The sequence below is a fragment of the Isoptericola sp. NPDC057391 genome, assembly GCF_042668085.1.
GTDB lineage: Bacteria > Actinomycetota > Actinomycetes > Actinomycetales > Cellulomonadaceae > Isoptericola.
Genome location: NZ_JBHVBO010000108.1, coordinates 1 through 14,302 on the forward strand (window position 1 = coordinate 1; position 14,302 = coordinate 14,302).

Below are 14,302 nucleotides of genomic sequence, written 5' to 3' on the forward strand. Positions count from 1 at the left end.
CCCCTCTCTATCTCGGCGAGGAGCCCTCTCTATCTCGGTGTCAGGGGGTGTCGCCGTTGCCGCCGCCCTCGCGCTCGCGACGGCGCTTCTCCTGCTCGAGCCGCCACAGGAACTCCGGGTCGTCGTCGGGCGCCACGGGGCCGGACGGGCGGCGGGGGCCGGACGGGCCGCGGCGACCGGGCCACGACGTCCCGCCACGGCCGCCGGAGGCACGACGGCTCGACTGCTTGACGATGATCCAGGCGACGGCGCCGAAGATCGGCAGCAGCACGATGATCACCGCCCACAGCCAGCGGGGGAGGCCGCCCCGCTCGTCCTCCTCGGAGCCGAACAGGTCGAGGAGGGCGTAGAGGGCGAGCCCCACCACGAGGAGGGGCAGGATCACACGCGCGAACATGCCTCCAGCCTAGTTCGGCGTCGGGATGCTCAGGAATCGCGCCTACCCTGGAGGCGTGCCCCTCGTCATGTACACCGTCTGGCGGATCCTGCTGTTCGTCGCCGCCCTCGGCGCCGGCTACCTCCTGGGCCTGCGCAGCTGGCTCCTCATCCTCGTCGCCGCCGTCGTGGCCTTCGCCGTGTCGTACCTCGCGCTGAGCAAGCCGCGGGACGCCGCGGCGCGCTGGCTGGCGGAGAAGGACCAGCGGCGCAAGGACGGTGCCGACAAGCACGACGTCGACACCGACTACGAGGACTCCGTCGTGGACGGGGAGAACCCCACCGCCCGGTGAGGCGGCGGGGGAGCGGGCGTCAGAGCGCCAGGCCGAGGGCCAGCAGCACGCCGTAGGCGAGCTCGAACATCCCGGTGCCGGCGAGCACCTTGACGAGCAGGGGCCCGCGCGCCCCCGCGATCACCGGGGCCACGAGCAGCGCCGCGGGCAGCAGCAGCACCGTGACCAGCAGCGCCCACGGCGACCAGGCCGCGCACACCATGCCCAGCACCACGGGCAGCAGGATGCAGGCGGCGTACCAGCGCCGGGCGCGGTGGTCGCCCAGGCGGACGGCGAGGGTCCGCTTGCCCGCGACGACGTCGGTCGGGATGTCGCGCACGTTGTTCACCATGAGGAGCCCGCACGCGATCATGCCCACGCCCACCGCGCCGAGCACGGACGGCCAGGTGAGGGTGTCCGCCTGGGTGTACGTGGTGCCGAGCGTCGCGACGAGCCCGAAGAACACGAAGACGCCCACCTCGCCGAGCCCGGCGTAGCCGTACGGGTGTTTGCCGCCCGTGTAGTACCACGCCGCCAGCACGCACAGCACGCCCACGGCGAGCAGCCACCAGTGCCCGCTGACGGCGCACAGCGCGAGGCCCAGCACCCCGGCGACGCCGAACGACGCGAACGCGGCCCCCTTGACGCGGCGGGGCGGCGCGATGCCGGAGGCGGTGAGGCGCAGCGGCCCCACCCGGTCCACGTCGGTGCCGCGCACGCCGTCCGAGTAGTCGTTGGCGTAGTTGACGCCCACCTGCAGCGCGAGCGCGACGCCGAGCGCGAGGACGGCGGGCAGCCAGGCGAAGGCGTCGACGTCCGCCGCGGCGCCCGAGCCGATGAGCACCGGCGCGGCCGCGGCCGGAAGGGTGCGGGGGCGTGCTCCGGCGATCCACTCGCTCGTCGTGGCCATGGTTCTCCGTCCGTCGTGCGGCGCGGGGCGTCGCGTGCGCGAGCAGGTCAGGCGTGCGCCTCGTGCTCGCGGACGAGGGCGACGACGCCGCTGCGGTCCACCTTGCCGGGGCCGCGCAGCGGGAGCGCGGCCGCGGCGTACACGCGGCGGGGCGCGGACGGCGCACCCAGCCTAGTCGCCGTCTCGGACCGCACCCGCGCCAGCGCGGCGCCGCCCACCGGCGCGAGGGGCGGCCCGTCGCCCGACGCGGCCGGGAGCGCGACGACGGCGACGAGCGCCTGCCCCCACTCGGGGTCCGGGACGCCGACGACGCACGCCTCGCCGCCGAGCAGCTCCCCGACCAGCGCCTCGACGGGCGCGGGGGCCACGTTCACGCCGCCCGTCACGACGACGTCGTCCGCCCGGCCCAGCACCTGGAGCGTGCCGTCGGGGGCGAGCCGGCCGAGGTCGGAGGTGCGGAACCAGCGCGACCCGTCGGGGTCGGTGCGGAACGCCGCGGCGGTGGCGGCGTCGTCGCCCAGGTACCCGGCTGCGAGCGTGGGCCCACCGAGCTCGACGACCCCCACCTCTCCCGACCTGTCAGGCCCAGGACCATGGGAACCCGCGCGTGGCCCTGACAGGTCGGCGGGGGCGAGGCGGACCCGGACGTCGCGCAGGGGCGCGCCGTCGTACACGCAGCCGCCGGCGGTCTCGGACATGCCGTAGGTCGTGACGACGCGGACGCCCGCGTCGGCCGCCCGCGCCAGCAACGCCGGCGGCGACGCCGCGCCGCCCAGCAGCACCGCCGCGCAGCGGGCCAGCGCGGCCAGCCCACGGGGCGCTCCGTCCTGGGCGGCGGCGAGCAGGCGGTGCACCTGGGTGGGCACCAGCGACACGTAGACCGGGTCGTCGCCGGCGGCGTCGAGGGCCGGCTCGAGGAGGTCGGCCAGGCCGTCCGGCGTGAACCGCGCGTCGGGACGGGCGGCCGTCAGCGGCGTGCCGGCGAGCACCGACCGCACCACCACCTGCAGGCCGGCGACGTGCGTGGGCGGCAGCGTCAGCACCCACCGCCCGGGGCCGCCCAGGCGCTCGTGCGTGGCCGACGCGGACGCGCGCAGGGCGGCGGCCGGCAGCGCGACCTCGCGCGGCGTCCCCGTCGAGCCGGACGTGCGCACCACCAGCGCCGTGCCCGTTGGCACGGGGGACGCCGTCGTGCGGGGCAGCGGGACGACGGCGGGCCCGCCGTCGAGCGCGGCGCGCACGGCGTCGCGGAGCACGCCGACGGACGGGGGGAGGGAGGGACGGGGCACCGCACCAGGGTAGGACCGCGTCGGTCCGGGTGGACCGGGGAGGGTCGGCGCTGCCGCGCGGCTGCCGTAGGGTGGCACGGTCCTGGCCCGGGACCCTGGGCCGCACGCACGTCGAGGAGGACGCCGAGGATGCCCACGAAGCCCGGAGGCGCGCTCCGCGGCGCCCGGACCGGAGCCGTCGGCGCGGTCGTCGCGCTCGCCTTGCTGGCCACGGCCGCCTGCGGGGTCGGCGAGCCCGCCGCACCGCCCACCGTGACCGCCGCCCCGGACGTCGCGGTCCCCAAGGCGGCGCCGCCCGACCCGGTGCTGCCGAAGCCGAAGCCCGAGCCGAAGCCGGTGGTGTGGCCGCTCAACGGCAGGCCCACCGGGACGAAGAAGGTCCCGGCCCGGCCCGCCGTCGCCGTGAAGATCGAGAACTCGACGCAGGCCCGCCCGCACACCGGGCTGCAGCAGGCGGACATCGTCTGGGAGCAGGTCGTCGAGGGCGGCATCAGCCGGTACGTCGCCGTCTACCACTCGGAGCTGCCCGGCGCGGTGGGGCCGATCCGGTCCGTGCGCCCGATGGACCCCGCGATCGTCGCGCCGATGCGCGGCATCCTCGCCTACTCCGGCGGGCAGCCCCCGTTCGTCCGGGCCGCCGGGGCGGCCAACGTGCAGTCCGTCACGATGGACGGCGGTGACCCCGGCTTCCGACGCAGCGGCAACCGGGCCGCGCCGCACAACGTCTACGGGTCGGTGAAGACCTTCGCGAAGCAGGCCGGCGAGCTCCGCGCCAGCCCGCCGCCCGCGCAGTTCTCCTACGCCGCCAAGGCCGGCCAGGGCAGCGCGGCGAGGAACGACCGCCGCGGGCGCGTCGCCGACGTCCGGCTCTCCCCGGCGCAGCGCACCGTGTGGCGGTGGAAGACGTCGACGAAGCGGTACGCCCGCTACGACGGCTCGACTCCATCGGTCTCCTCCGGCCGCCAGCTGCACGCCAAGAACGTGCTGCTCCTGTCGGTCAAGGTGGCGAACACGAGGTACCGCGACCCGAGCGGCGCCCCCGTGCCCGAGACGCAGATGGTGGGCTCCGGCACGGGCGTGCTGCTCACGCGCGGCAGGGCGCTCGCCGTGGACTGGTCCAAGAAGTCCGCGCGGAAGAAGCTCGCCCTGACGACCCGCGGCGGCAACCCGGTGTCCCTCGACCCGGGCAACCTGTGGATCGAGCTCGTGCCGCGCGGCAGCGGGTCCTGGCGGGTGAGTTGACGCCGGATCGGGGCGCACTCGGCATACGGTGAGGGCGAGTGATCGCGCGCACAGCCCGCCACCTCCGGGAGGACCGCATGACCGCAGAGCCCCGCCCGCCCCGCGCCCGCGCCACCGCCGCACGCGGCGTCGTCGCCCTGGCGCTCGGTGTCGTCCTGACGCTGGGCGCGTGCTCGTCCGGCGGGTCGCCGGCCCCGACCGTCACCCCGGGCGGCACCGCGGACAAGGGGGCGCCGCCGTCGCCCACCATGCCGTCGGCGTGGCCGCTCACCGGCGTGCGGTCGGACGACGTGGCCGCCCGCCCGGCGCTCGCGGTGAAGATCGAGAACGCGCCCGAGGCGCGCCCGCAGACCGGGCTGGAGGACGCCGACCTGGTGTGGGAGGAGGTCGTCGAGGGCGGCATCACGCGGTTCGTGGCGGTCTACCACTCGCGGCTCCCGAAGTCCGTGGAGCCCGTGCGCTCGGTGCGGCCCATGGACCCCGACGTCGTCGCGCCGCTCGGCGGCATCCTCGCCTACACCGGTGGCCAGACGCCGTTCATCGACGCCGTGGAGAAGTCCGGCACCCAGTCGGTGATCATGGACCGCGGCGACGCGGGATTCTCCCGCGACCCGGACCGCGCCGCGCCGCACAACGTCGTCGGGGATCCCACGGCGTTCCTCGACCAGGCCGACGACGACCGCACCCTGCCGCCGCCCGCCCAGTTCCGGTACTCGGGGGAGGCCGGCGAGGGCACCGCGGGTACCGACGGGACGAAGGCCGGCACGCTGGCCGTGACCCTCAGCCCCGCCCAGCGCAGCGTCTGGGACTGGTCCGGCAAGGAGAAGCAGTGGCTGCGGAGCGAGGGCTCGCGCGAGTCGGTCTCGTCGTCGGGGGAGCGGCACGCCGCGACGAACGTCCTGGCGCTGTCGGTCGACGTGGTGGACACCAAGTACAAGGACCCGGCCGGCGCGCCCGTCCCGAAGGCCGAGCTGATCGGCAAGGGCAAGGGGGTGCTCGCGTCCGCGGGGCGGACCGTGCCGGTGCAGTGGTCGAAGAAGGACCAGAAGTCCCCGGTCCAGCTGACCCGCGACGGCGAGCCCGTCGAGCTCGACCCCGGCAGCACGTGGATCGAGCTCGTCCCGAAGGACGGCGGGAGCTGGAAGGCCTCCTGACCGTCGCGCAGGACGCCGTCCCTCAGGGGGCCGCCAGCCCTGACAGGGTGTTCCCGACGAGCACGGGACGTCCCTCGGCAGAGAACAGCCCCCACACCGGGCCGGTGCCGGACCGCTCCCAGGTCGCGGTCCCGTCCTGCAGGTCGAGAGCGACGAGGCGGTGGGGCTTGCTCTCGCCGTTCTCGTCCACCGAGTTCGGGGAGATCCCGACAAGCAGCCGCGTACCGTCGGTGACGGCGCCGACGATGGACTCGCCTCCGTCTGTCTCGGCGTCGAGCAGGTCGGGCAGACGCCACCGTTGCGTGCCGGTGCGGGCGTCCAGGGCCGTGAGCGACGCCTCGTCAACGAGGACCAGCGTGCCCGCGACACGTGCGAGGGGCGTCGTGAGGGGGGTGACCGAGACCGACCACGCGGGCTCCCCGCCGGAGTCGAGAGCGGTCAGCGACGGCGCGCTCCCGTCGGCGCCGAGGAGCGCGAGCCGGAGGGCGGCCGGCTCGGTGTCGACGGACGGGGTGACCGCGAGGCCACGGATCGTCGCCTGTCGCTCGCCGTGCGCGTCGAAGATCGTGCTCGTCTCGCCGGGAACGAGGTAGCCGCCGCCCGGCTCGGTGACCAGAGGCCGCCAGTCGTCGCCGACATCGATGATCTCCCCGGTCGGCGTGACCGCGCGGGTGAGGCCGCACATGCCGAGCGTCGTCGACGACGGCGTCGCGTCGACCCAGGGTTGCGGCGCGATGCTCCGGCCCCCTTGGCCGTCCTCCATGACCCCGCAGTCCTCGAGGACGTCTTCCGTGAGGCGGATCGTCATCTCGGCGCGCCCCTCGCCGCTGAAGGCGTCGACGATCCGCAGGGTCGGGTCCCGCCAGCCAGCCTCGCGCAGGGTGCGCTGCAGGCTCTCCTCGTCCAGGCCCGGCCGCCAGGGGATCTGGAGCTCCACGGGGACGTCGTCGAGAACGGCGACCGTCCCACCGGCCGCCGGGAGCACCTGGGACCAGCTGGACGTGCCGGGCTCGTCCGCCCCGGGCGCGTCGACCGGTTCGAGGAGGTCCAGCTCGCGTTCGCTCACCACCGTCCCGGCGGCGTCGAGCACCGTGACACGGGAGAGGTCCTCGACGCAGACCACGGTGTCCACCGGGCTGCTCCAGTCGGCCGCGGTCCAGGGGGTGGGCCCGCACGTGGCCTCGTCGAGCGGGTGCTCCCACACGACGTCGCCGGTCCGTGCGTCGATCCCGCGGACGCCGTCGCCGTCGCTGACCGCCAGCACGCCTCCGGGCAGGACCGCGGCGAGGGTCGTCTCCCCGAGGAGGGTCCAGCTCGCGTCGACGGGCTCGGACAGGTCGCCCACGACGCCGGGCATGCCGCGGACCGCCTCGGCGCGCAGCCGCTCGGCCCGGGCGTCCAGCAGGCCGGGGGCGACGGCCGCGGTGGCGGACGCGACCACGACGACGGCGGTGCCGGTCGCGAGGGCGATGCGGCCCCGGCGGGTCAGGCCTCGCCAGCGGGCGACGGCGCGGTCGCGCAGGTCGGCGAGGCGCTCGCGGCTCTCGCCGGACCGGTCGCCCGGAGCATCGTCGGGCGCGCCCTCCCGCTCGTCGTCCGGCACGAGCTCGAAGGTGGTCATCGGCTCGGGGCGACGGAAGCTCGGAGGCATGCCCGGAGGCTACCGGCGGCGCGACGTCCCAGCCGGCACGTCCGGCGCGCTCACGGGGTGAGGTCCCGGGCCCTGTGCCGAGGGCTCAGCCGAGCCCGTGGGTGGTGCCGTCGAAGGACACGACGTGTCCCCCGACCGACCTCAGCCACTCGAGGAACCCTGGCTGCCGCCGCTCCCACGCCGTCGTGCCGTCCCGGAGGTCGAGGGTGACCAGGCGGTGGCCCCGGCCGTCGCCGCCGCTCACGCCGACCAGCAGGCGCGTGCCGTCCGTGACCGCGCCCGCGACCCAGTCGCCCGCGGGGGAGCCCGTGCCCCGGAGCACGTCGTCGCGCGTCCAGAGCTCGTCGCCGGTCGCCGCGTCGAGGCCGGCGAACCCGCTCTCGCCCTGCACGACGACGACGCCCGCAACGCGCGCGAGCACGGCGCCGTACTCCTCGGAGGCGGCCGTCCACCGCTCCGTGCCGTCCGGGCCGTACGAGGCGAGGCGCAGCTCCCCCGAGTCCTCGCCCAGGCCCGCCAGCGCGAGGTAGGAGGAGTGGGGTGCGTCGTCCACCATCGGAGGGACGAGCCAGCCCGGCACGGTGACGACGACCGAGCCCTCGGCGTCGAGGACGGTGCTCTCCGCGCCCGCGACGACGTGGCCCCCGCCGGGGAGGGGCACGGCCCACCCGTCGGCGGCGCCCGTGTCGAGCACGGTCCCGTCGGGGGTGAGGTGGGCGACGGCGCCGCACACCGAGAGCGTCGCGACCGAGACGGACGCGTCGACCGTGGGGTCCACCGTCAGCTCGGGCGCGGACCCGTCGTCCTGCATCATGCCGCACTCCTCGAGGTCCTGGGGTCGGAGGCGCAGGGTCGCCTCGCCCCGCACCTCGCCGGTGAGCGCGTCCTCGAGCCGCAGCGTCGGGTCCACCCAGCCGTCGGCGCGCAGCTCGCGCAGGGTGTCCTCGTCCGGCAGGTCGTCCGCGGGCCACGGGGCCGTCGCGTTCGTGGCGCCCTCGACGACGGCGATCGCGCCCGCGGCGGCGGGCACCACGATCGGCGCGTCGTCCGGTGCGGCCTCGTCGAACGCGTCCACCCGGGCGGGGCCCAGCGACCGCTCACCGACGACGTCGCCGGCGGCGTCGAGCACCGTGACGGCGCGGTCGTCCGACTCGCCGCTGAGGCAGACCACGACGTCGGAGGGCGCGACCGGGTCCTCCCGGTGGCCCTGCGGCGGGCCACACGTCAGGTACGGACCGACCTCGCGCCGCCATGCCTCGTCGGCGGTGCCGGCGTCGAGCGCCGACACGGCCGTGCCCTCGATCGTGAGCACGAGGCCGCCGGGGAGCGTCGCGATCGCGCCGCGGCCGTTCGCGAGCTCCCAGGTCTCGGCCAGCGGCTCGGACAGGTCGCTCACGACGCCGGGCAGCCCCGCGACCGCCTCCGCGCGCAGCCGCTCGGCACGGGCGTCCAGGAGACCCGGGGCGACGGCGGCGGTCGCGGCGGCGACCACGACGGCGGCGGTGCCGGCCGCGACGGCGACGCGGCCGCGGCGGGACAGGGCGTGCCAGCGGGTGACGGCGCGGTCGCGCAGGTCGGCGAGGCGCCGCGAGCCCGCCCCGGGGTCGTCCGCGTCGGGGTCCGGCGCGTCCTCCCGCTCGTCGTCCGGCACGAGCTCGAAGGTGGTCATCGGCTCGGGGCGACGGAACCTCGGCGGCATGACGGGAGGCTACCCGCGGGGCGACGGTCCTGGCGCGGTCGCCGCCGACGCGCCCGGGTGACAAATCCGGTCAGAAGGCGTACGGGAAGCGCGACCAGTCGGGGTCGCGCTTCTCGAGGAAGGCGTCGCGGCCCTCGACCGCCTCGTCGGTGAGGTAGGCGAGGCGGGTGGCCTCCCCGGCGAAGACCTGCTGGCCCATGAGGCCGTCGTCGGCGAGGTTGAACGCGAACTTCAGCATCCGGACCGCCTGCGGGGACTTGCCGGCGATGGTGCGCGCGTACTCGATCGCGAGGCCCTCGAGGTCGTCGTGCTCGGCCACCTCGTTGACGCCGCCCCAGCGCTCGGCGTCGTCGGCGGAGTACTCCCGGGCGAGGAAGAAGATCTCCCGCGCGCGCTTCTGGCCCACCTGGCGCGCGAGGTACGCGGAGCCGTAGCCGCCGTCGAACGAGCCGACGTCGGCGTCGGTCTGCTTGAACCGCCCGTGCTGGCGGCACGCGATCGACAGGTCCGCCACCACGTGCAGCGAGTGCCCGCCCCCGGCCGCCCAGCCGTCCACGACGGCGATGACGACCTTCGGCATCGTCCGGATGAGGCGCTGCACCTCGAGGATGTGCAGGCGCCCGGCGCGCGCCGGGTCGACGGCGTCGGCCGTGTGCACCTCGCCGCCCCCGTCCTCGGCGGTCGTGTACTGGTAGCCGGAGCGGCCGCGGATGCGCTGGTCGCCGCCGGAGCAGAACGCCCAGCCGCCGTCCTTCGGGGACGGGCCGTTGCCCGTGAGCAGCACGGTGCCGACGTCCGAGGTCATGCGGGCGTGGTCGAGCACGCGGTACAGCTCGTCCACGGTGTGCGGGCGGAACGCGTTGCGCACCTCGGGACGGTCGAACGCGACGCGGACCACCGGCAGGTCGCGGACGACGGCGCCGTCGGCGTCGCGCTCCACGCCGCGGTGGTACGTGAGGTCGGTGAGGCCCTCGAACCCGGAGACCTCACGCCACCGCGCGGGGTCGAACGTGTGGGAGACGGTGCGGGGGAGGGGTGCGCTGCTCACGCCGTCACCCTAGTTCGTCCGTGCCGCCGACCGGCGCGGGACGACAGCCCCGGCACGAGCCCCGCCGGTCGCGTCGCGGAGCTCGTGCGCGTCACCGGGCGTCGCGGTCGGCCTCGTCGGGGGTCTCCGCGCGGGCCGCCACGTCGCCCGGAAGATCGACCTCGTCGGGCACCTCGACGCCGTCGGGCGTGATCGGCCGGTCGGAGGGCTCGACCGCGAGCGCGAACTCGTCCCCGTGCTCGGTGACGCCGGCGATGACCGCCTGCTTGACGGCCTCCCGGGCGTACTTCTGCCGGACGATCATCGGATCGGAGTTGAGGTCCTTGGTCAGCGAGACCATCAGCAGCACCATCACGACCACGAACGGCAGGGCGACCAGGATGGTGAGGTTCTGGAGGCCGGTGAGCGCGTCGTTCCCGCCCACGAGCAGCATCACCGCGGCGACCGCACCTGTCGCGACGCCCCAGAAGATCACGTTGGGACGACTCGGTTCGGCGCTGCCGCGCTGCGACAGCGTGCCCATGACGATGGAGGCGGCGTCCGCGCCGGAGACGAAGAAGATCGCGACCAGGATCATCACGACCACGGTGGTGAGCGACTGCCACGGGTACTCGCCGAGCATCCCGAACAGCTGCGCCTCCGTCTCGCCGGCGCCGGCGATGTCGGTGCCGCCCTGCTGGAGGAAGAGGCTCGCGCCACCGAAGATGCAGAACCACACGATGGTGACGAGGCTCGGTACCAGGAGGACACCGCCGACGAACTGGCGGATCGTCCGGCCGCGGGAGATCCGGGCGATGAACATGCCGACGAAGGGCGTCCAGGAGATCCACCAGGCCCAGTAGAAGACGGTCCACTGCGCCAGCCAGTCGCTGGTGGAGACACCGCCGGGGGTGGTGGCGCTGTCGGCGCCGGTCCGGGCCGCCATCATCGCCAGGTCCTGGAAGTAGGTGCCGATCGAGTTCGGGACGAGGTTGAGGATGAACACCGTCGGCCCGACCACGAAGACGAACACCGCCAGCGCCAGGGCCAGCACCATGTTGATGTTCGACAGCCACTGGATGCCGCGGGCCACGCCCGAGACCGCGGAGAGCACGAAGCAGGCCGTGAGCACCGCGATGATCGCGACCAGGACGGCGTTGCCGACGTCGCCGGCCCACCCGACGACCTCCAGGCCGCTCTTGATCTGCAGCGCACCCAACCCGAGCGAGGCGGCCGACCCGAACAGCGTCGCGAAGATCGCGAGCATGTCGATGACCTTCCCGACCGGGCCGTGCGCGCGCCGGCCCAGCAGCGGCTCGAACACCGAGGAGATCAGCTGCCGGCGGCCCTTGCGGTAGGCGCTGTAGGCGATCGCCAGCCCGACCACGGCGTAGATCGCCCAGGGGTGCAGCGTCCAGTGGAACATCGTGGTGGACATCGCGTGCTGGACGGCCTCGGGGTCTCCGGCGTCGACGGTTCCCGGCGGCGGGTCCACGAAGTGGGCGAGCGGCTCGGCGACCCCCCAGAAGATCAGCCCGATGCCCATCCCGGCGGAGAACATCATCGCCACCCAGGACACCGTCCGGAACTCGGGTGCCTCGCCGTCGGCGCCGAGCGGGATGGCGCCGTACTTGCTGACCGCCAGCCACAGGCTGTACACGACGAACAGGCTGGCGGTCAGCACGAAGAGCCAGCCCATGTTCGTGGTCACCCAGCCCAGGGCCGAGCTGGAGGCGCTCGCCAGGCCGTCGGTGTCGACGAAGCCCCAGACGAGGAACGCGACAGCCACGACGGAGGTGACCCCGAAGACGACCCAGTCCATCGGGCTGCGCCGCTGCTCGTCGGTCCCGATCGGGTAGTCCAGGGCAGGGTGCGGCACCACCTCGGCGGTGGGGGACCTGAGCGCGCGGCCGACCTTGTCCGCCGCGTCCTGCGCGTGCCGCTTCGCGCCACGCTGTTCGACCTTGCCCGAATGCTCGTTCACTGCGTAACCCTGTCCGTGACGTGACGTCAGTTCTCTGTGACCCAGGTGGGACGGCGTCCGACCGTCTCGCACCTGGCCCCGTTGTGCAAACGCTGCCGACCGCCCCGCAGGTCGTGGGCACGCCCGGGCGACGGCGCACGCGGCCCCGCCACGCCGGCGCGCGGGTCGCTCACGGCGCGGCACGCCCGGCGCCCTTCCCGCCCGGGCGCCCGCAGCGGGCGCACCCTGGAGGCATGAGCGCGCGGGAACCGGACGACGACGTGGTGGACCCGGAGGACGTCGCGCACGAGATCTTCGTGTACGACGCCGAGACGGTCCGCCGCGACGCCGAGCGCATCGGTGGCCGTCCCGCTCCGAGCCCGTTGTCGTACGTGCCGGAGCTGACGGACTTCACCGACTGACCGCCGGGCGGCCTCGGGGCGAGGGCGTCGCGGCGTCCCGGTGTGCCCGCGCCCTGCGACCGGCCCCGCGCCGGCCAGTAACCTGAACGGGTGCAGCTGCTGCGTGAGATCGTGTACCGCACCCCGCTGACCACCCGGTTTCGCGGCCTCGACGTGCGCGACGGCCTGCTGCTGCGGGGCGACGCCGGCTGGGGCGAGCTGTCCCCGTTCTGGGACTACGACGACGCGGAGTCCGCGACCTGGCTGCGCGCCGCGCGCGAGGCCGCCGACGTCGGCTTCCCCGCCCCGGTCCGCGACCGCGTGCCGGTCAACGTCACGGTGCCCGCGGTCGGCCCCGAGCGGGCACGCGAGATCGTGCTCGCGTCGGGCGGCTGCCGCACCGCCAAGGTGAAGGTCGCCCAGCGTGGCCCGTCCGCCGGCGGACGGCCCGGCGCGCTGGAACCCCTGGAGGCCGAGGAGGCGCGGGTCGCCGCCGTGCGGGCCGCGCTCGACGAGGCGCACGGCCGGGGCGTCGGCGCGATCCGGGTGGACGCGAACGGCGGCTGGACCACCGACGAGGCGCTCGCCCGCGTCCCGGTGCTCGACGCCGCGGCGCGCGGCCTGGAGTACGTCGAGCAGCCCTGCGCCACCGTCCCCGAGCTGGCGGCCGTGCGACGCAGGCTGCGCTCGCCCGTGCCGGTCGCCGCCGACGAGTCGATCCGCCGCGCCGCCGACCCGCTGCGGGTGGTGCGCGAGGACGCCGCGGACGTCGTCGTGCTCAAGGTGCAGCCGCTCGGCGGCGTGCGCGCCTGCCTCGACCTCGCGGAGCGGGTGGGGCTGCCGGTCGTGGTGTCCTCGGCCCTGGAGTCGTCCGTCGGCCTCGCCGCCGGGGTCGCGCTCGCCGCCGCGCTGCCCGAGCTGCCGTACGCCTGCGGCCTCGCGACGTCGCAGCTCCTCGCCCACGACGTCGTCGCCGACCCGCTGCTGCCCGTCGACGGCGCGCTGCCCGTGCGCCGCCCCGCACCCGACGCCGCCGCCCTCGCCGCGGCCGAGCCCGACCCGGGGACGCGCGACCGCTGGCTGACCCGGTACGCCCGCCTGACCGCGCTGCTGGAGGAGGCCGCGTGAGCGCCGTCCTGCCGCCGTCGCTGGTCGCGGCGCGGGCGCTCGTGGCCGACCTCGCGCTGCAGGGGGTGCGGGACGTCGTGCTGGCGCCGGGTTCGCGGTCGGCGCCGCTCGCGTACGCGCTCGCCGAGGCCGCGGACGCCGGCCTGCTCACGCTGCACGTGCGCGTCGACGAACGGTCCGCCGGCTTCCTCGCGCTGGGCCTCGCGCGCGGCAGCGAGCCCGTGCTCCGGCACGCGGGCGGCGAGCCGGTCGAGGTGCCGCGCGCCGTCGCCGTCGTCACGACGTCCGGCACCGCCGTCGCCAACCTGCACCCCGCGGTCCTCGAGGCCCATCACACCGGTGTGCCCCTCGTCGTGCTCGCCGCCGACCGGCCGCACGAGCTGCGCGGCACCGGGGCCTCCCAGACCACCGACCAGGTGGGGATCTTCGGCACCGCCGTGCGGTACGCCGTCGACCTCCCCGCCCCGGACGGGCGCGCCGGAGAGGTCCGCGACCTGCTCGGCACGTTCGGCCGGGCGCTCGCGGCGGCGCAGGGGCTGCGCGACCGGCACCCCGGCCCGGTGCATGTGAACGTCGGGTTCCGCGACCCGCTGCACCCGCCGGAGCCGCTCGCCCCGCTCCCGCCGGAGGAGACGTGGCCCGAGGGCTTCCGCCGCACGACCGTCGTCCCGCCCGCCCCCGTGCCGGGCGACGACCCGGCGCTGCCCGGCGACCCCGCGCGCACGCTGGTCGTCGCGGGCGACGGCGCCGGGCCGGTCGCGCGCGCGGTCGCGGAGGCGCAGGGCTGGCCGCTGCTCGCCGAGCCGTCCTCAGGCGCGTGCGGCGGCCCGAACGCGGTGGCCGCCTACCGCGCGGTGCTGGGCGTCGACGAGCTGGCCCGTGAGGTCGAGCACGTGGTCGTCTTCGGCCGCCCGACGCTGTCCCGCCCCGTGCAGCGGCTGCTGGGGCGGCCCGACGTCGTCGTCACGGTCGTCGCACCGAGCGGCGGTCCGTGGCCGGACGCCGCCCGCAACGCCGAGGTCGTCGTCCCGGCGCTCGCCGACCGGTGGTCGTCGCCGACGGCGCCCGTCGGGGCGCCGGCCGCGGGCGACGGCGCGTTCCTCGCCCGGTGGCAGGAAGCCGGGCGGGCGG

General features: G+C 75.9%; 13 protein-coding genes. 6 read left to right on the forward strand and 7 right to left on the reverse strand.

What is annotated here, in order from left to right; genetic code table 11:
* Positions 1 to 40: 40 nt before the first annotated feature.
* Complete coding sequence (locus ACFUVW_RS13710; RefSeq protein ID WP_430571887.1) at positions 41 to 397, reverse strand: PLD nuclease N-terminal domain-containing protein; 357 nt, start codon at positions 395 to 397, stop codon at positions 41 to 43.
* Positions 398 to 452: 55 nt separating this feature from the next.
* On the opposite strand from ACFUVW_RS13710, the gene ACFUVW_RS13715 reads away from it, so the two are divergent.
* Positions 453 to 728, forward strand: a complete 276-nt coding sequence (locus tag ACFUVW_RS13715) for a DUF4229 domain-containing protein (RefSeq protein WP_430571888.1) — start codon at positions 453 to 455, stop codon at positions 726 to 728.
* 19 nt (positions 729 to 747) lie between these two features.
* On the opposite strand, the gene ACFUVW_RS13720 is transcribed toward ACFUVW_RS13715, so the two are convergent.
* Together ACFUVW_RS13720 and ACFUVW_RS13725 are read right to left on the reverse strand one after the other, a co-directional pair.
* Positions 748 to 1,617: a 1,4-dihydroxy-2-naphthoate polyprenyltransferase gene (locus tag ACFUVW_RS13720; RefSeq protein WP_429764954.1), complete on the reverse strand. Its 870-nt coding sequence runs from the start codon at positions 1,615 to 1,617 to the stop codon at positions 748 to 750.
* Between the two features lie 47 nt (positions 1,618 to 1,664).
* A complete protein-coding gene (locus ACFUVW_RS13725) occupies positions 1,665 to 2,906 on the reverse strand; it encodes an AMP-binding protein (RefSeq protein ID WP_430571889.1) in 1,242 nt (413 codons plus the stop codon).
* A gap of 129 nt (positions 2,907 to 3,035) precedes the next feature.
* On the opposite strand from ACFUVW_RS13725, the gene ACFUVW_RS13730 reads away from it, so the two are divergent.
* Positions 3,036 to 4,148 (forward strand): DUF3048 domain-containing protein, encoded by a 1,113-nt coding sequence (locus ACFUVW_RS13730; protein ID WP_430571890.1) that lies wholly within the window; start codon positions 3,036 to 3,038, stop codon positions 4,146 to 4,148.
* 77 nt (positions 4,149 to 4,225) lie between these two features.
* Entirely contained in the window at positions 4,226 to 5,302 is a 1,077-nt protein-coding gene (locus ACFUVW_RS13735; protein ID WP_430571891.1) for a DUF3048 domain-containing protein, read from the forward strand.
* A 22-nt stretch (positions 5,303 to 5,324) separates the two neighbouring features.
* Here the strand turns inward: ACFUVW_RS13735 and ACFUVW_RS13740 are convergent, their stop codons facing one another.
* The 4 genes from ACFUVW_RS13740 to ACFUVW_RS13755 form a co-directional block, all read right to left on the reverse strand.
* Entirely contained in the window at positions 5,325 to 6,953 is a 1,629-nt protein-coding gene (locus ACFUVW_RS13740; RefSeq protein WP_430571892.1) for a PQQ-binding-like beta-propeller repeat protein, read from the reverse strand.
* Positions 6,954 to 7,038: 85 nt separating this feature from the next.
* Positions 7,039 to 8,652 (reverse strand): PQQ-binding-like beta-propeller repeat protein, encoded by a 1,614-nt coding sequence (locus ACFUVW_RS13745; protein ID WP_430571893.1) that lies wholly within the window; start codon positions 8,650 to 8,652, stop codon positions 7,039 to 7,041.
* Positions 8,653 to 8,722: 70 nt separating this feature from the next.
* Positions 8,723 to 9,700: a 1,4-dihydroxy-2-naphthoyl-CoA synthase gene (locus tag ACFUVW_RS13750; protein WP_430571894.1), complete on the reverse strand. Its 978-nt coding sequence runs from the start codon at positions 9,698 to 9,700 to the stop codon at positions 8,723 to 8,725.
* Positions 9,701 to 9,791: 91 nt separating this feature from the next.
* A complete protein-coding gene (locus tag ACFUVW_RS13755; protein ID WP_430571898.1) occupies positions 9,792 to 11,501 on the reverse strand; it encodes a BCCT family transporter in 1,710 nt (569 codons plus the stop codon).
* Between the two features lie 395 nt (positions 11,502 to 11,896).
* On the opposite strand from ACFUVW_RS13755, the gene ACFUVW_RS13760 reads away from it, so the two are divergent.
* The 3 genes from ACFUVW_RS13760 to menD form a co-directional block, all read left to right on the forward strand.
* A complete protein-coding gene (locus tag ACFUVW_RS13760) occupies positions 11,897 to 12,064 on the forward strand; it encodes a hypothetical protein (RefSeq protein WP_430571895.1) in 168 nt (55 codons plus the stop codon).
* Positions 12,065 to 12,154: 90 nt separating this feature from the next.
* Positions 12,155 to 13,171 carry an o-succinylbenzoate synthase gene (locus ACFUVW_RS13765; RefSeq protein ID WP_430571896.1) on the forward strand — a complete coding sequence of 339 codons (1,017 nt, stop codon included), beginning with the start codon at positions 12,155 to 12,157 and terminating at the stop codon, positions 13,169 to 13,171.
* Positions 13,168 to 14,302 (forward strand): 2-succinyl-5-enolpyruvyl-6-hydroxy-3-cyclohexene-1-carboxylic-acid synthase (gene menD / locus ACFUVW_RS13770; RefSeq protein WP_430571897.1); only part of this gene is annotated, 1,135 nt, incomplete at its 3' end. The genes ACFUVW_RS13765 and menD, both read left to right, overlap by 4 nt.

What these genes read in the sequence shown, in the direction of transcription:
- ACFUVW_RS13710 (WP_430571887.1), bottom strand. Translation starts at nt 397, where the DNA reads ATGTTCGCGCGTGTGATCCTGCCCCTCCTCGTGGTGGGGCTCGCCCTC.
- ACFUVW_RS13720 (WP_429764954.1), bottom strand. Translation starts at nt 1,617, where the DNA reads ATGGCCACGACGAGCGAGTGGATCGCCGGAGCACGCCCCCGCACCCTT.
- ACFUVW_RS13730 (WP_430571890.1), top strand. Translation starts at nt 3,036, where the DNA reads ATGCCCACGAAGCCCGGAGGCGCGCTCCGCGGCGCCCGGACCGGAGCC.
- ACFUVW_RS13735 (WP_430571891.1), top strand. Translation starts at nt 4,226, where the DNA reads ATGACCGCAGAGCCCCGCCCGCCCCGCGCCCGCGCCACCGCCGCACGC.
- ACFUVW_RS13740 (WP_430571892.1), bottom strand. Translation starts at nt 6,953, where the DNA reads ATGCCTCCGAGCTTCCGTCGCCCCGAGCCGATGACCACCTTCGAGCTC.
- ACFUVW_RS13745 (WP_430571893.1), bottom strand. Translation starts at nt 8,652, where the DNA reads ATGCCGCCGAGGTTCCGTCGCCCCGAGCCGATGACCACCTTCGAGCTC.
- ACFUVW_RS13755 (WP_430571898.1), bottom strand. Translation starts at nt 11,501, where the DNA reads ATGGACTGGGTCGTCTTCGGGGTCACCTCCGTCGTGGCTGTCGCGTTC.
- ACFUVW_RS13760 (WP_430571895.1), top strand. Translation starts at nt 11,897, where the DNA reads ATGAGCGCGCGGGAACCGGACGACGACGTGGTGGACCCGGAGGACGTC.